The sequence below is a fragment of the Puia sp. P3 genome (assembly GCF_050632245.1).
Taxonomy (GTDB): domain Bacteria; phylum Bacteroidota; class Bacteroidia; order Chitinophagales; family Chitinophagaceae; genus Puia.
Genome location: NZ_CP192583.1, coordinates 6,163,096 through 6,177,949, shown reverse-complemented (window position 1 = coordinate 6,177,949; position 14,854 = coordinate 6,163,096). Strand labels below are relative to the sequence as shown.

Here is a 14,854-nt window from a genome sequence, read left to right as displayed (position 1 = left end):
ATGGTATTTCTCACATTGCACGGACTAAAAAAATCCCTACTTTACTCAGGCTAAAATCTTCCGTATCGCTATGAAAAATTCTCTGAGCCTGGCCGGCCACCCGAAAGACCTTCTTTCCGACACCCCCTATACCCTCGAACAGGCCGGCAGCGCAAAGCGCTTCGCCAACTACGTGATAGACAGGCTCGCCTTCCTGATCATCATCTTCCTCTCCGCCCTCTTTTTCCTGATTGTCGACGCGGACGACGCCAACACCTTCATCAACTACTACGCCGTAGGCCTCATCGGTTTCGGCTCCATTCTCGGCAGCGCCGTCCACGGCTGGCGCAGGGCCTCTTCATGGGGCTGATCGAAGGCCTCACCCGCGGCAAATCCCTCGGCCACCTCCTGACCGGCACCCGCACCGTCAACGGGGACGGCACCCGCATCAGTTTTAAAACCGCCATCCTCCGGGGCCTCACCCGCGCCGTCCCCTTCGAGGTCTTCTCCGCTCTCGGCAGCGCCGCCTACCCCCGGCACGACCGCTGGACCCGCACCATCGTCGTCGACGAACGCGTCTCCAGCCTGCCCGAAGCCTAACACCCCCGATTCAGCGACTGAATCCCCTGTGTACCAACTTGTACCAACTTGTCCCATCCCGGCAACACTTGTTCGGGATTAGTTGACGAGCTTTAACCCCACACCAAAATCGACCACATGCCCTTCCTCGTTAAAGCCGGACGCTGGTTCTTCGCCATCTGCCTCCTCGGTCTCGCCGGCCAGCAATTCTACTATTCGGAATTCCGCCCCGTATTCGTCCCCTCCTCGGGGCCACTTCCACGGCACGATCATCCTCGTCTGGCTCTTCAATCTCACGATCGCCGGCTGCGCCATCGCCCTCCTCCTCGAACGCCAGGCCCGCTCCGCCATGCTCCTGCTCGGCGGCCTTTTCCTGCTCCTGCTGCTGTTCGGCCACACCCCCTACCAGCTCGATCGTCGACCCCAACAGCGCCCACATCGGCGTCTGGACCAACGCACTAAAAGACCTGGCCTTCGCCGGCTGCGCCTTCGCCATCGCAGGCTCCTTCCCCGACAACCCCCTCGCCATCCGTAAAAAACCCGCGACGGTCCGGGTCCTCGAACTCCTTATCCCCCTCGGCCAGTTCTTCTTTTCTATCACAATGATCGTCTTCGGCATAGACCATTTCCTCTACACCGACTTCGTCGCAACCCTCGTCCCCTCCTGGATCCCGGGACACATCTTCTGGACATATTTTGCTGGAATAGCGCTCATCGGCGCCGGACTGGCCATCATGTTCCGCTTCAGGCTGAAGCAGGTAGGCATCTTATTGGGAGTGATGATCTTCCTATGGCTCATCCTGCTGCACATCCCCCGCGCCGCCGTCGCACCCGCCACCGACAACGGCAACGAACTCACCAGCGTGTTCCAGGCGCTCGGTTTCAGCGGCGCCGCCTTCGTAATGGCCTACGGCTATACCCTCACCCGCAGCTTCCCCAGTCCCATGGCCGTCTCATAAAACACTAGACAAACTCCCGGTTATACCGGTTCCTGTATTGCAGGGGCGAGAGCCCCGTCACTTTCTTAAATATCACCCTAAACGCCTTCGGGTCGGAATATCCTACCCGATCCATCGCCTCATTCACGCCAAGCCTCGACGTCTCGAGACTCTTCTTCACGGCCTCCATCTTGACCCGCTGTATATATTCCATGATCGAATTACCCGTCGCCTTCTTGAACCGGCGCTCCAGATTCCGCCTCCCCAGCGCCAGCATCGACGCCAATTCGTCCACCGTGATCCTGGAATGCACATTTTGCTCGATAAAATCCTGCGCCGTCCGGATAGCCACATCCTCATGCTCCTTCTGCCCGCTGAAAATAATAAAAGGCGACTGACTGTCCCGCTGATAGTCGATCTGAAAACCTTTAGAGCACAGCACAGCGATCTCCCGCCCCGCATATTTTTCCACCAGATAGAGGATAAGGTTCAGCCACGAATAGGCCCCCGCTGGTATAGATATTGTTCTCGTCGGTGATGATCTTGTCCTCTACCAACCTAACAGTCGGGAACATCCGCTGAAACTCACCCGTGAATTCCCAGTGCAGCGTACAAGTTTTCCCGTCCAGCAATCCCGTACCCGCCAGTACGAACGCCCCGATACACATCGACGCTACAGCTGCGCCACCCCGGTACTGCGCGGCGATCCACTCCAGCATCGGCGCATTCTCCGCCAGGATCTTCGCCTTGTCCCCATGAACACTAGGGATCAGGATCAGATCGGTACGGTGCACCTCCTGTACCACCACATCGGGGTTGATACAAAACAACCCGCCCTTCGTCCGCGTCTCGCGGTGAAGCCCCACCAGCTGCACATTGAATAGGGGAGGACGCCCGGCCTCTTCCAGCCAGTCATTCACCCGCAAAAGTATTTGATAGGTACCCTCGATAGTCGTGATACTGCACTCGCCATCCGGCACCAGAATAGATACATGTTTCATATGGCTACTATCTGTATAAATGGACGAAACCCAAGAATAATTTTTGACTTCCACGGTATCACCGGGTCCAGCCGGTCCGGCGTCAGATAAAGGACCAGCAGCACCAGCACGGGAAATAGCGAGAACACCAGCGAAGGCGCCCAGACATGATAAGGAATATTCCATCCCGCGGCAGGCCCCGCACCGATCATTCCAGCCAGCGGCCAGGCAACAAACGGCCCCCCGATCAACAAAAACAACAGCAAAAAGAACATACCCCGGCTCAGCACCAGCCGGCGCTTCAGCGACAACAGCAGCGCCGTCTCCTTTTCTATCTCGCAGAGCTCCTGCCGGTAAAAACCCCTGACGGCCCTCCGGTAGAATGCTTCGAAATCCCCGTCGGCTTCCAACCCCCCTCGATGATGACACAAATATGGTCGAGCAGATCGTAACGAAGAGCCTCCGTCTCGATCCCGCCGGCCTCGAGATCGCGAAGAATAAAATCCACCTGCTGTTCGGTGATCGAATACATCAGGCCAGTTTCGGTTTAATATCCAATAATGATACCATCGTCTCGATAAAGCTCGCCAGCTCTTTCACCTTTTCCTTCGCCTTCGCCTTTCCGGTCGGGCTCAGGCTATAGTATTTCCGGATCCGCTTCCCGATAAATTCCGTCTCCGTCGTCACAAACCCGTCGGCCTCCAGCGCATGCAGCGTAGGATACAGCGCCCCCTCGGTGATCTGTATCCGGTCCGTCGTCAGTTCCTTCACCCGCTGCGTGATCTCATATCCGTACATCTTCTTGTTGTCGGCCAACAACTTCAGTATAATGGTCTTCAGCGTCCCTTTTAATAGTTCTGTGGAGTACATCATAGTCGATCACTTTTATAATTGCAAATTGCCGATTTTGTCCTGAAAGTACGAAATCTGGTGGAATGATTATTGCTCCTGCCTTTTTACCATGACAGAAATCACCCGCGTAATGCTGGAGAATGAAATGGGAGTTGCAGCAGCGCACAAGCGCATGAGCACTGTGGCTCAGCTGTTTTACCTTACCCTTTCCTCCCAGTCCGTCATCACTACCGCCGTCGCCGACATCAGCCGGGCCGTAGTCGGCAAAACGGACCTCGGGTGGCTGACCATTGCCGTGGAAAAAGCACACAAGGGATTCGTTCTGACCGGCTCCGTCCACTGCCCCGCCGGCATCGACCTCCGCCTCAGCGAAGAACAACTTAACCACAACCGCCTCCTCGTACCCCAGCTCCATATCGAAAAAGGAAAAGACACAACGGCCATCCACATGAGCGTGGAGATCCCCCGCTCAGTCCGGGTCACCGGCACCCGTATCGCCGAAGCCGTACGGCTCTTTCGCGACCTCGCAACAGAAGACGAACGGAAGGCCGGCCTCCTGCTCGACCAAAAGAAAAGCGAGTTTCTTTCCGTCGCAAGCCACGAGCTCAAGACCCCACTTACTTCGATCATGGCCTTCACCAGACTCGCCCTCGGCACAAATGAGCCGCAAGGCATAATTGGGCAATACCTCGAAAAGATCGACATACAGGCTCACCGCCTTCACCTGCTCATCGAGCAGCTCCTCGACATTTCCCGCATCGAACTCGGCCGCCAGGACTACGACATGCAGGACAAGGAATGGAACGACTACATGACCGACCTGATCCCCACCCTCGGACTGCTCGTGCCCTCACACCACCTGTCCTGGACGCCCTGCCCCACGGCCACAGTGATCAGAATGGACGGACTCCGCATCGAACAGGTACTCACCAACCTCGTCGGCAACGCCGCGAAGTATTCCGACCCCGGCACCCGCATCGATGTCGGCTGCAGTTCGGACAGCAGCGGCCTCACCGTCTGCGTCCGCGACGAAGGCATCGGCATTTCCAGCGAGAACGCCCCCACCTCTTCGAAAAATATTTCCGCGAAGAGGCCGTAGCAGATAAATACAGCGGCTTCGGCATCGGCCTCTTCATCGCCGCCGACATCATCCGCGGTCACAAAGGCTCCATCCGGGCCGAAAGGAACGAACAAAAAGGCTCCTCCTTTTATTTTACACTCCCGGTATTTCCCCAGTGAAACATTTAGGCCCGCGGTTTGCATTGTCTACAACTCATGAGCACCAAATGGCCTTTGATACTATTAGCCGTGATTATCCATGCCGCCGCCTACGGCCGGGTCGGGCACCCGACTGACTCCCTCAAAACCGATTCTTTGAACGCCGGCAAAAAAAAGCCCCCCGCCCCGCCGAAGACCTCTCCAAACAGTTCGACTTCTCCGACCTGACCCGGACAATCCTCCATCCCCACCGGCCACCCAACCCCATGCACAACCGCTCAGGCATCACCGTAGTCCCCAATATCGCCGCCAACCCCACCATCGGCGGCCAGCTCGGCATCAAGGCCGTCGCGGGGCGTAGACTGGGCACCGACTCCAACACCCTCTTCTCCGTCGGCGCCACCTCGGCCAGCATCACCACCAAAGGCATCATCTACTTCTATATCAACCACAACATCTTCACCCCGGGCAACAAATGGAACTTCCAGGGCAACCGGTAGTCGCTAAAACCGTCACACCCGACTTCGGCTACGGCATCGGCAAAGCCCTCAGCGGCGGCACCAGAGAAGACTCTATCCTCGGCGACCCTAACCACAAAGGCTACCTGATCCGCTCCTATTACTACAACGCCCGCGAAAAAGTATACAAGAACGTCGCTAAAAACCTGTTCGTCGGCGCCGGCCTGTCCTTCGAGATCCGAAGAAAGATCAACCTCGGCGATACCACCAACAACGCCACCCCCTCCAGCGTATACGACAACCGACACGGCTTCCCCAAAGACCGCTATTCGGCCAACGGCTTTCTCTTCAATGTGGAATACATCACCCGCGACAACCCCAACCGCGCCTACAAGGGCATCTTCTTCGACGCCGGCGTCCGCATCAACCAGAAATGGATCGGAAGCACAAAAAATTCGGTACAGGTCACCACCGACTTCCGAAAATACTTCAGCCTCTCGCCCTCCAATCCCGAGATGGTCCTCGCGTTCTGGAACTGGGGCTCCTATCTGGTCAGCGGCGATATCCCCTACCTCGAACTGCCGGGTACCGGCCGGGACGGAACATACAGAAGCGGCAGAGGATATACCTCTCAGTACTTCAAGGGCACCCAGTTCAACGACACCGAACTCGAACTCCGTTTCCCCATTCTTGCCAACAAATTCCTCAGCGGCGTCGCATTTGGGAACCTCCAGACAGGCAACGACGAACACGGCACAAAGGTCTTTCAGGTTTTTCAACCCGGCTACGGCGCGGGCCTGCGCGTTCTGTTCAACAAGCGCACCCGGACCAATCTGGCACTCGACTACGCATACGGCCGCTTCGGCCGCAAAGGATTTTTCCTCAATCTGAACGAGACCTTTTAGGTAATTTTACGGCGATGGCAAATCCTTATGTTTCACTGCTTCGCACCGCATGGCGCTATGCCCGGAAGGAAAGGAAGAAATACGTCCTGGTCTACTGCATGTTCGTCGCCGCCCACCTGACGATCTCCCTCACCCCCTGCTCTTCGGCTGGTTCGTGGGCACCATCCAACATAACCCATCACAAATCCCGCACAACCTGCTGCTATACGCGGCCGGCTATGCTGCAATCAAACTGATCCAGTGGTGTTTTCACGGCCCCGCCCGCATCATGGAACGCTCCCTCGCCTTCGACCTCAGCCGCAATTTTCTGCAGGAAAAATTTCACCAGGTCCTCCACCTGCCCGTAAAATGGCAGCAGGAGAACCACAGCGGAGCCACCATCAACCGCGTCCGCAAGGCCTACGAATCCCTCCGGGAATTCTTCGACCACGGCTTCATGTATGTATATGCACTGGGAAAATTCGTCGTCTCCGTCGTCGCCATCCTCATCTTTTCGCCGCTCTTCGGCAGCATCGCCGTCGCCATGGGCATCTTTACCATCTTTATCATCCGCACCTTCGACAAACCCTTCATCCGCGCCCTCGACGAAGTCAACGAAAAAGAACACACCGTCTCCGCCACCCTCTTCGACAGCCTCTCGAATATCATGACTGTCATTACCCTCCGCCTCGAAAAAAGCATGGAGACCGGCCTCCTCAACAAGGTCCGCCAGATCTACAACCCCTTTCGAAAAAGCGCCGTGATAAATGAATGGAAATGGTTCTGCGCGGAAATGCTGATCGTCTGTATCTACGTGACCGTAGTCCTGGGCTATATCTTCCAGAACTGGGTCCCCGGAAAGGAATTCTCGCTCGGCAGCCTCGTCGCCCTCGTGGCATATATCAACCAGTTCACCAGCGTCTTCCAGGACGTCGCCTGGCAGTATACCGAGATCGTCCAATACAACACCAACGTCCAGACCGCAGCGGTCATCAGCGAGTCCTACGCGCAGCAGCACCGCGCCGACCGCGCCGACGCCCTCCCCGAGAACTGGAAGACCATCGATATCAGCGGGCTCAACTTCTCCTACCACGAATCCTACGACACCACCCGCCGCGCCCAGAGCCTCCACGATCTCAAACTATCCATCCAACGTGGCAAAAAAATAGCCCTCATCGGAGAGAGCGGCAGCGGAAAAAGTACCCTGCTGTCCCTCCTGCGCGGACTCTACATCCCCGAACCCGGCTGGCAGCTCGCCATCGACGGCAGCCCCAACCCCGGCAGCCCCAACCCCGGCAGCCACCCCAACCCCGCCGGCGACGCCGCCACCCTCGACCAACTAAACGAAACCGTTACCCTCTTCCCCCAGGAACCCGAGATCTTCGAGAACACCCTCGCCTATAATATAACACTGGGACTTCCCTTTTCGGAAGAAGAGATCATGCAGGTCTGCGAGAGCGCCCACTTCACCGAGGTCATCCGCCAACTCCCGCAGGGCCTCGAATCGGATATCAGAGAAAAAGGAGTCAACCTCTCCGGCGGTCAGAAACAGCGACTCGCCCTCGCCCGCGGCATCCTCGCCGCCCGCGACAGCGACCTCGTCCTGCTCGACGAACCCACCAGCAGCGTAGACCCACGCACAGAAGCCCTCATCTACGAGGGCCTCTTCAGGACTTTCTCCAACAAAGCCGTCATCTCCTCGATCCACCGCCTCCACCTGCTCTCCCGCTTCGACTACGTCTACATCCTCCACCAGGGCCGTATCATCGACGAAGGCAGCTTCGACCGGCTACGCGAAAACAGCCCCGCTTTCCAGGAAATGTGGCGACACCAGAAAGAAGAAAGCCGCATGGACGCCTAACCTCGGCCGGCACGGCCGCTAGGAGAAGCTCCGCCAATTCCAGACTTTTTCTTTTCTGTTTCTGAACCTCTGCTTCCTCAAGTATCGGCTCAGGCAGCAGCACTAGCGAGACATTATTCTCCTTCCACCAGCTCGCCCTCCTTTATCTCGCGGAAATGGATCACACCTACCAGATACTTCCGGTCGGAGTCGGCGTGCCATTCTTCGATCCACTCGAACCGCTCCCTCGGAATATACTTCCACGCATCGAAGCTCAAATAGGCCCTAACAAAAAAATCATCCGTCGAGCTCATGCGGAGTGTGGTGATAGAGTTTCTTGTATTCGTATTTATATTGGTAGCGGAGAGCAGAAAGATCACTCAACACCGCCGACGCGGTAGGGAAAGACCCCGCCCCCTTGCCATAAAAGAATTGCTTGTCCGCAAAACCGCTCTCGATCACCACCCCATTGTATTCGTTCTTCACAAACGCCAGATGGTCGTCTTGTTTGATGAACTGCGGTAGAACAAAGGCCGCCACCTTTCCACTCTCCAGCTTCTTCGCCTGCGCCACCAGCTTGATATCGAAATGCTTCTCCCTGGCGACATCCGCATCCCTGCCCTGTACGAACTGTATTCCGCTAAACACCAGGTTCTCCGTCTTCTCGACGATGCCATACGCGTGCGTCAACAGAAAACTCCACTTATTCACGGCGTCAAATCCTTCGACGTCCAGCTTGGGATCGCTTTCCGCAAAACCCAGCTTCTGGGCTAGGTCCAGCGCCTCCCGGAAGCCCAGCTTCTCTTCGAACATCTTCGTCAGAATAAAATTGGTGCTGCCGTTGACGATCGCCTTAATGGAATGCAGCAGGTCGTTGTCATAGTATTCTTCCAGGTTGCGAATAACAGGAATGGAAGCACACGCAGCGGACTCGTAGAGAAAGGATTCTCCCGTACGCTGCTGCAGCTCGAGCAGCTCGGGCAGGTGTTCGGCGATCATTTTCTTGCTTGCGCTGACCACGGACTTGCCATTCTTCAGCGCCGTGCTCACGATCTCGTATGCCGGCCCGGACTCGTTGATCACCTCTACCACCACATTGATGGAGGGGTCGTTCAGGATGGCATCCCTGTCCGTCGTGAACAGCTCTTCCGGAGCCTCCCGCCGTTTGCCGGGATTCTTGATACATACTTTCTTGATCGTGGCATTGAAAGAAGGCTTCTGCTTCAATATCTTGTAAAGACCTTCCCCCACTACCCCAAACCCAAAGAGCCCGATGGTAAGCTGCTTATGTGTTTCCATTGTTTATTATATATTGTTTTTATTTCTCTATAACAGCCGCCGGCCGCGTTGGTTCACCCACCTTCCCATTCAACCCCGGACCCAGCAAACCCAGACTCCGCTTCGCCTCCAGCTTGTCCAGCGTGGCCCGCAGGTCCTCGATCAGATCCTCCGCATCCTCCAATCCTACGGACAGCCTGATCAGACTATCCGTGATCCCCGCCGTCTTCCGCCGCTCCGCGGGGATCGTCTTATGCGTCATTTGCGCCGGATGCGACACAAGACTCTTGATCCCACCCAGACTCTCGGCCAGCTTGAACAACGAAGTCGAAGTGACAAAATCATTCGCCGCCTCTATCGTATCCAGCTTCAGCGAGAACGACACAATACCCCCGAACCCCTTCGACTGGGACGCGGCGATCGAATGCCCCGGATGCGTAGCCAGCCCCGGATAATAAACTTTGTTCACCGCCGGGTGCTGCTCCAAAAATGCCGCAACAGCCCTGGCACTCGCGCTATGCTGACGAACGCGCAAATGCAGCGTCTCGATACCCCTGATAAGCAGCCAGCTGTCGAACGGCCCGAGGATCGCGCCGCTCGCATTCTGCAGGAATTTCACCTTCTGCCCCAGCCCGGGGTCGGCCGTTACCACCAAACCCGCGATCAGGTCGCTATGTCCGCCAAGGTATTTTGTACCCGAATGAACGACGATATCTGCGCCGAGCAGCAGCGGCTGCTGCAGGGCAGGGGAGGCGAACGTATTGTCGACCGCCAGCCAGCATTGATGCGCCTTCGCGATCTTCGAAATAGCCCGGATATCCGTGATCTTCAGCGTCGGATTCGTCGGCGTCTCGATCCAGATCAGCTTCGTCTTCGGCGTCAGCGCATTAAAGACGACAGCGGGATCCGTCGTATCCACATAGTTCACGGTGATACCGAACTTCTTGTACACCTGTTCAAAGAGCCGGAAAGCGCCGCCGTAGATATCGTCTACCGCAATGATCTCGTCCCCGGACTGCAGCAGCTTGAGCACCGCGTCGATGGCCGCCAGTCCGCTGGCAAATGCCGCCGCGACACTGCCGCCCTCTAACTGGGCAACCAGATTTTCCAATGTGGCGCGGGTGGGATTGCCCGTGCGGGCATAGTCATAACCCTTATTGACACCAGGCGCGTCCTGCACAAACGTGGAGGTCTGATAAATAGGTACGGAAACCGCGCCGGTTAAAGGGTCGACAGGAATGCTGTGAATGAGTTGTGTTGTCGCTTGCATGAGAAACAAATTTTAAATGTTTAAAAATCTGTTCAGCGACACCACTTACCAAGGCCATCAGAGGAGTCCGCTTACCGGAGGCGTCGACTCTCCCCGGCAGGCAAAAAAAAACTCTTCTGATTCGTCAGAAGAGCTTTGAATATAGTTATACGATATTGTTCAGCTGGAGTCTGACTTATCTGTCCCGATAGTCCATCGGGATGGAGTTGGCACCTTACAGCCACCATTGGGTGGGTGCAGGTTGTCAAGGCTTCTTCGGGCCATTTCCCTCAGCCTTTCTTGATAAGAGATGTTGTAAGAACTGCCGCAAATATAGGACGCATTCTTCCATATTTCCAAATCCACCCCCGGATTTTTGTCCATCCCACCCGGCAATCCGTCCCGAAAAACCCTCCTCATTCCCCTGAAAAACCCTCATAACAATCAGATAACCAATCTCCAGGGCCTCAGCCGACCACCCGCGCCAACAACTGACCCCGCCGCCGCAGTCCACTTGCTACGAATTCCAACGTTTCAGCAGAACATTTGTCGTCGATTAGTGCGGGTGCCCATTACCGTTATTGGCGCCGGCTCCTGTCCACCATCTCGCCACGAACTCGGCGCCCCCATTCACACACCCCGGATACGGCTGACGTATTTCTGCACTTAGACAACGCAGTTTTTAACCGGTCAATAACGGAACCCGCCAACGCCGCCGGCCACGCAAAAGATTTTTGGAACGGTTCTTGTCCACCATCCCGTACACGATGCTCCATCTCTACGCTTAAAATAGCACAAACATGAAAACGGTAACCAAGTGGCTGACAGGCTGTCTCCAGCGTCGCAGCCGTACTCGTATTTTTTGCCTGCAACAAAAGCAACACTTCCGGCTCCAATCCCAGCATTCCACAAGGACAATCAAGACTCTCGGTGTACATGATGGACGGTCCGGTACAGTTCACAAAAGTCCTCATCGACATCCGTCAGGTAGCAGTAGAAATAGATACCGCTACCAAACAGTCCAGCGACGACAACGACGACCAGTGGGACGACAACTACTGCGGCTTCCACCGCGACCAGAGCCACAAATCCGTCATCTGGGATACACTCGGCATTAAGCCGGGAGTATACGACCTGCTCCAGCTGCGCAACGGCGCCGACACGCTGCTCGCGGCCGGCAACTTCCCCAGCGGCAAAATCCTGAAAGTGAAGATCACCTTAGGCTCCGACAACACCATCTTTACGGATAGCGCTACATCTTATCCGTTGGAAGTATTCGGACCCAATCCCTATTTCACGGTCAATGTGAGCCGCGTCAACGTCGCTTCCGCCGCCAGCAACGACTTCAAATTATGGCTCGACTTCAATCTGTCAAGGTCTGTATTCTTCTGGAACGGCGGGTTTCTCCTGAAACCATACCTCGTCGTGTTCAACGACCAGATCATGTCAAAGATCAAAGGACAAGTGCTGCCCGAACACGCATCCGCTCTGGTCACCGCCATCACCGGTACCGATACGCTGTACGCGATACCCTTCGACGAAGGCAACTACCAGTTCCGCAACGTCCCCGCCGGTACGTATTCGATCAATTTCAAGGGCCGCAACGGATACCAGGACACCACGATCACAAATATTAAGGTAGACTCGGTGAAGACGGTCACCGTCCCGACGGTACGACTGCATAAATAGTTCATCCATAATCATTTAACCTTCCAGATAGCTAAGACGCACGTCTTAGCTATTTTTTTAGTAACTTGCGAAGATATGGAAGAGAGCATCGAGGTATCCGGGGCCCGGGTACACAATCTGAAAAACATCGACATCCGCATCCCGAAAAACCAGCTGGTAGTCATTACAGGCATCAGCGGCAGCGGCAAGTCATCACTCGCATTCGATACGATCTACGCTGAAGGTCAGCGGCGATATATGGAGAGCTTCGGCGCATACGCCCGTCAGTTCATCGGCGATATGGAACGCCCCGACGTGGACAAGATCACCGGTCTCAGCCCGGTCATTTCCATTGAGCAAAAGACAACCAACAAGAATCCCCGAAGCACCGTCGGAACCGTCACCGAGATCTATGATTTTCTCCGTCTTCTTTACGCCCGCATCGGCGAGGCGCACTCCTACAACACCGGAAAGAAGATGGTAAAATTCAGCGAAGAGGAGATCGTCGACAACGTCTTCAAAAAATTCAAAAACAAAAAGATCTCCATACTCGCTCCGCTCGTAAGAGGCCGCAAGGGCCACTATCGCGAGCTCTTCGAGGACATCCGCAAAAAAGGATACCTGAAGGTCCGCGTCGACGGAGAGGTGAAAGACCTCGTCGCCAAGATGCAGGTAGACCGCTACAAGATCCACGACATCGAAGTCGTGATCGACCGGCTGGCCGTCACGGAGGATATGAAGGTGAGACTCGGCCAGAGCGTCCAGAAAGCCCTGCAGATGGGCAAGGACCTCCTCTTCCTCCTGCTGAACGACGACAACAAAGTACTGCAGTACAGCAAGCAGCTGATGTGCGAAGACTCCGGCATCAGTTACGAAGAACCTTCACCCAACAGTTTTTCCTTCAACTCGCCATACGGCGCCTGCCCCACCTGTAAAGGCTTAGGGGCCGTCTATCAGATCAGCCTGGACGCGATCATCCCCGACCCCTCGAAGAGCATCAACGAGGGCGGAATCGAACCGCTTGGAGAGGAGAGGGAAGCCTATATGTTCCGGCAGGTACAGCAGCTGGCCGGGAAGAACAAATTCAGCCTCGACACCCCGATCAGGGACATGCCCAAAAAAGCCCTCAACCTCGTGCTGTACGGCACCGAAGCCGGTGAGACCTCGCTCGACCTCGACTACGACGAAAACGCGGCGCCGGGCCAGATGTACGCAGCCGAATACGAAGGCATCATCAGCGCGCTGAAACGCTGGTTCTCTGGTGGTACCACCGACGCACTCCGCGAGTGGGTCGAGAAGTTTATGGAACTCCGCACCTGCGAGACCTGCAACGGCACCCGCCTACGCAGAGAGAGCCTCTGGTTCAGAGTAGGGGACAAGAATATCGCCGAACTCAGCGCCATGAACCTCAACCACCTGATGGAATGGTTCGCCGGCGTAAACAAGCAACTGAGCAACAAGCAAAACACCATCGCAAAAGATATCCTGAAAGAGATCAGGGAACGCCTGCAGTTCCTCTCCGACGTAGGACTCACCTATCTTACACTTAACAGAGCGTCCCGGACCCTCAGCGGCGGCGAGTCACAGCGCATCCGCCTGGCGACGCAGATAGGCTCACAGCTGCAGGGCATCACCTATATCCTCGACGAGCCCAGCATCGGCCTCCACCAGCGCGACAACCACCGGTTGATAGAGGCGCTGAAGAACCTCCGCGACATCGGCAACAGCGTCCTCGTCGTCGAACACGACAAAGACATCATGCTCGCGGCGGACTATCTCGTGGACATCGGACCAAAAGCCGGTTTTCACGGCGGCCGCGTCGTCGCCCAGGGTCGCCCGCCGGCCCTGCTCAAACTGGACACACTGACCTCTTCCTACCTCAATGGGCACCGAAAGATCGAAGTACCAAAAGAGAGAAGAAAAGGCAACGGTAAATTCCTCGAGCTGAAAGGCGCCAAAGGCAACAACCTGAAGAACGTCGATACAAAATTCCCGCTGGGCGAGCTGATCGTCATTTCCGGCGTCAGCGGCAGCGGCAAGAGCACGCTCATCAACGAGACGCTCTATCCCATCCTCAGCAAACACGCCTATGGGTCGCGGGTCACTCCCCTCGGGTACAAGAGCGTCAAGGGCCTCGAGAACATCGACAAGGTCATCGAGATCGATCAGTCACCCATCGGCCGCACGCCCAGAAGCAACCCGGCCACCTACTGCGGGTTCTTCACCGATATACGCACACTGTTCGCCTCCGTCCCCGAGGCCAAGATTCGTGGCTACAACGCGGGTCGCTTCTCCTTCAACGTAAAGAGCGGACGCTGCGACGTCTGTGAAGGCGGCGGGATGCGCGTGATAGAAATGAACTTCCTGCCCGACGTATACGTACACTGCGAGAAATGCAACGGCAAGCGTTACAATCGCGAGACGCTGGAGATCCGCTACAAGGGCAAGTCGATCAGCGACGTGCTCGACATGACCGTCGACGAGGCCGTGGAGTTCTTCCAGAACGTGCCCTACCTCTACCGCAAGATCAAGGTCCTCCAGGAAGTCGGACTAGGGTACATCACCCTGGGCCAGTCGGCCGTAACCCTCAGCGGCGGCGAAGCCCAGCGGGTCAAGCTGGGTACCGAACTCGGCAAGAAAGACACCGGTAAGACCTTCTATATCCTCGACGAGCCCACCACGGGCCTGCACTTCGAGGACATCCGTCACCTGCTCGACGTCCTCAACAAACTCGTCGACAGAGGCAACACCGTGCTCGTCATTGAACACAATCTGGACGTGATCAAGGTCGCGGACCACATCATCGACCTCGGCCCCGAAGGCGGCGACGGCGGCGGCCGCATCCTCTTTGAAGGCACCCCCGAAGACCTCATAAAGAACAAAGAAAGCCACACGGCGAAATTCCTAAAAGACGAACTAAAAGGCTAACCA

At 56.2% G+C, this 14,854-nt stretch carries 17 protein-coding genes, 1 pseudogene and 1 riboswitch; of the genes and pseudogenes, 9 read left to right on the top strand and 9 right to left on the bottom strand.

The genetic code is table 11. The features are described from left to right. Positions 1-70: 70 nt before the first annotated feature. Both ACQ86N_RS38915 and ACQ86N_RS38910 read left to right on the top strand, forming a co-directional pair. Complete coding sequence (locus ACQ86N_RS38915; RefSeq protein ID WP_431211725.1) at positions 71-349, top strand: hypothetical protein; 279 nt, start codon at positions 71-73, stop codon at positions 347-349. Beyond that, positions 340-579: an RDD family protein gene (locus ACQ86N_RS38910; protein ID WP_431211724.1), complete on the top strand. Its 240-nt coding sequence runs from the start codon at positions 340-342 to the stop codon at positions 577-579. The genes ACQ86N_RS38915 and ACQ86N_RS38910 overlap by 10 nt, the downstream gene beginning before the upstream one ends. Before the next feature lie 130 nt (positions 580-709). On the opposite strand, the gene ACQ86N_RS38905 is transcribed toward ACQ86N_RS38910, so the two are convergent. Then, positions 710-1,177, bottom strand: a complete 468-nt coding sequence (locus ACQ86N_RS38905; protein ID WP_431211723.1) for a hypothetical protein — start codon at positions 1,175-1,177, stop codon at positions 710-712. Between ACQ86N_RS38905 and ACQ86N_RS38900 the strand changes: the two genes are divergently transcribed. Continuing rightward, complete coding sequence (locus ACQ86N_RS38900) at positions 1,161-1,517, top strand: hypothetical protein (protein ID WP_431211722.1); 357 nt, start codon at positions 1,161-1,163, stop codon at positions 1,515-1,517. The two genes, ACQ86N_RS38905 and ACQ86N_RS38900, sit on opposite strands and share 17 nt — an antisense overlap. Before the next feature lie 4 nt (positions 1,518-1,521). Here the strand turns inward: ACQ86N_RS38900 and ACQ86N_RS38895 are convergent, their stop codons facing one another. Genes ACQ86N_RS38895 through ACQ86N_RS38875 form a run of 5 tightly spaced genes read right to left on the bottom strand, consistent with a single transcriptional unit; the run spans position 1,522 to position 3,349 of the window. Then, positions 1,522-1,938 (bottom strand): GlxA family transcriptional regulator, encoded by a 417-nt coding sequence (locus tag ACQ86N_RS38895; protein WP_431211721.1) that lies wholly within the window; start codon positions 1,936-1,938, stop codon positions 1,522-1,524. Further along, positions 1,925-2,497: a GlxA family transcriptional regulator gene (locus tag ACQ86N_RS38890; protein ID WP_431211720.1), complete on the bottom strand. Its 573-nt coding sequence runs from the start codon at positions 2,495-2,497 to the stop codon at positions 1,925-1,927. The genes ACQ86N_RS38895 and ACQ86N_RS38890 overlap by 14 nt, the downstream gene beginning before the upstream one ends. After that, the gene (locus ACQ86N_RS38885) at positions 2,494-2,886 is read right to left on the bottom strand and encodes a hypothetical protein (RefSeq protein WP_431211719.1); all 393 of its coding nucleotides are present in this window, start codon (positions 2,884-2,886) and stop codon (positions 2,494-2,496) included. Before ACQ86N_RS38885 ends, ACQ86N_RS38890 begins: the two co-directional genes overlap by 4 nt. Beyond that, entirely contained in the window at positions 2,808-3,008 is a 201-nt protein-coding gene (locus tag ACQ86N_RS38880) for a hypothetical protein (protein ID WP_431211718.1), read from the bottom strand. The genes ACQ86N_RS38885 and ACQ86N_RS38880 overlap by 79 nt, the downstream gene beginning before the upstream one ends. Then, positions 3,008-3,349: a PadR family transcriptional regulator gene (locus ACQ86N_RS38875; RefSeq protein WP_431211717.1), complete on the bottom strand. Its 342-nt coding sequence runs from the start codon at positions 3,347-3,349 to the stop codon at positions 3,008-3,010. The genes ACQ86N_RS38880 and ACQ86N_RS38875 overlap by 1 nt, the downstream gene beginning before the upstream one ends. A gap of 88 nt (positions 3,350-3,437) precedes the next feature. On the opposite strand from ACQ86N_RS38875, the pseudogene ACQ86N_RS38870 reads away from it, so the two are divergent. The 4 genes and pseudogenes from ACQ86N_RS38870 to ACQ86N_RS38855 all read left to right on the top strand — a co-directional run bounded on the left by ACQ86N_RS38870 (position 3,438) and on the right by ACQ86N_RS38855 (position 7,749). Continuing rightward, a pseudogene (locus tag ACQ86N_RS38870) lies at positions 3,438-4,567 on the top strand (sensor histidine kinase). 245 nt (positions 4,568-4,812) lie between these two features. Next, on the top strand, positions 4,813-5,046 hold the full coding sequence (locus ACQ86N_RS38865) for a hypothetical protein (protein WP_431211716.1): 234 nt from the start codon (positions 4,813-4,815) through the stop codon (positions 5,044-5,046). Then, positions 5,022-5,909 carry a hypothetical protein gene (locus tag ACQ86N_RS38860; protein ID WP_431211715.1) on the top strand — a complete coding sequence of 296 codons (888 nt, stop codon included), beginning with the start codon at positions 5,022-5,024 and terminating at the stop codon, positions 5,907-5,909. Before ACQ86N_RS38865 ends, ACQ86N_RS38860 begins: the two co-directional genes overlap by 25 nt. A gap of 49 nt (positions 5,910-5,958) precedes the next feature. Beyond that, a complete protein-coding gene (locus ACQ86N_RS38855) occupies positions 5,959-7,749 on the top strand; it encodes an ABC transporter ATP-binding protein (protein WP_431211714.1) in 1,791 nt (596 codons plus the stop codon). Between the two features lie 113 nt (positions 7,750-7,862). Here ACQ86N_RS38855 and ACQ86N_RS38850 read toward each other — a convergent pair whose 3' ends face one another. From ACQ86N_RS38850 to ACQ86N_RS38840, 3 genes are read right to left on the bottom strand one after another with little or no spacing between them, the layout of a single operon-like run. Further along, positions 7,863-8,042 (bottom strand): hypothetical protein, encoded by a 180-nt coding sequence (locus ACQ86N_RS38850; RefSeq protein ID WP_431211713.1) that lies wholly within the window; start codon positions 8,040-8,042, stop codon positions 7,863-7,865. Continuing rightward, on the bottom strand, positions 8,026-9,027 hold the full coding sequence (locus tag ACQ86N_RS38845; RefSeq protein WP_431211712.1) for a homoserine dehydrogenase: 1,002 nt from the start codon (positions 9,025-9,027) through the stop codon (positions 8,026-8,028). The genes ACQ86N_RS38850 and ACQ86N_RS38845 overlap by 17 nt, the downstream gene beginning before the upstream one ends. A 19-nt stretch (positions 9,028-9,046) precedes the next feature. Next, positions 9,047-10,276, bottom strand: a complete 1,230-nt coding sequence (locus tag ACQ86N_RS38840) for a trans-sulfuration enzyme family protein (protein WP_431211711.1) — start codon at positions 10,274-10,276, stop codon at positions 9,047-9,049. A 172-nt stretch (positions 10,277-10,448) separates the two neighbouring features. Next, a riboswitch (SAM riboswitch) is annotated at positions 10,449-10,565 on the bottom strand. 620 nt (positions 10,566-11,185) lie between these two features. On the opposite strand from ACQ86N_RS38840, the gene ACQ86N_RS38835 reads away from it, so the two are divergent. Next, a complete protein-coding gene (locus ACQ86N_RS38835; protein WP_431211710.1) occupies positions 11,186-11,944 on the top strand; it encodes a DUF4382 domain-containing protein in 759 nt (252 codons plus the stop codon). A gap of 75 nt (positions 11,945-12,019) precedes the next feature. Next, the gene (gene uvrA, locus ACQ86N_RS38830) at positions 12,020-14,851 is read left to right on the top strand and encodes an excinuclease ABC subunit UvrA (protein WP_431211709.1); all 2,832 of its coding nucleotides are present in this window, start codon (positions 12,020-12,022) and stop codon (positions 14,849-14,851) included. Positions 14,852-14,854 lie beyond the last annotated feature (3 nt).

Coding starts and splice junctions, on each gene's coding strand:
- ACQ86N_RS38915 (WP_431211725.1), top strand. CDS start 71: ATGAAAAATTCTCTGAGCCTGGCCGGCCACCCGAAAGACCTTCTTTCC.
- ACQ86N_RS38910 (WP_431211724.1), top strand. CDS start 340: ATGGGGCTGATCGAAGGCCTCACCCGCGGCAAATCCCTCGGCCACCTC.
- ACQ86N_RS38900 (WP_431211722.1), top strand. CDS start 1,161: ATGATCGTCTTCGGCATAGACCATTTCCTCTACACCGACTTCGTCGCA.
- ACQ86N_RS38905 (WP_431211723.1), bottom strand. CDS start 1,177: ATGCCGAAGACGATCATTGTGATAGAAAAGAAGAACTGGCCGAGGGGG.
- ACQ86N_RS38890 (WP_431211720.1), bottom strand. CDS start 2,497: ATGAAACATGTATCTATTCTGGTGCCGGATGGCGAGTGCAGTATCACG.
- ACQ86N_RS38880 (WP_431211718.1), bottom strand. CDS start 3,008: ATGTATTCGATCACCGAACAGCAGGTGGATTTTATTCTTCGCGATCTC.
- ACQ86N_RS38875 (WP_431211717.1), bottom strand. CDS start 3,349: ATGATGTACTCCACAGAACTATTAAAAGGGACGCTGAAGACCATTATA.
- ACQ86N_RS38865 (WP_431211716.1), top strand. CDS start 4,813: ATGCACAACCGCTCAGGCATCACCGTAGTCCCCAATATCGCCGCCAAC.
- ACQ86N_RS38860 (WP_431211715.1), top strand. CDS start 5,022: ATGGAACTTCCAGGGCAACCGGTAGTCGCTAAAACCGTCACACCCGAC.
- ACQ86N_RS38855 (WP_431211714.1), top strand. CDS start 5,959: ATGGCGCTATGCCCGGAAGGAAAGGAAGAAATACGTCCTGGTCTACTG.
- ACQ86N_RS38850 (WP_431211713.1), bottom strand. CDS start 8,042: ATGAGCTCGACGGATGATTTTTTTGTTAGGGCCTATTTGAGCTTCGAT.
- ACQ86N_RS38845 (WP_431211712.1), bottom strand. CDS start 9,027: ATGGAAACACATAAGCAGCTTACCATCGGGCTCTTTGGGTTTGGGGTA.
- ACQ86N_RS38840 (WP_431211711.1), bottom strand. CDS start 10,276: ATGCAAGCGACAACACAACTCATTCACAGCATTCCTGTCGACCCTTTA.
- uvrA (WP_431211709.1), top strand. CDS start 12,020: ATGGAAGAGAGCATCGAGGTATCCGGGGCCCGGGTACACAATCTGAAA.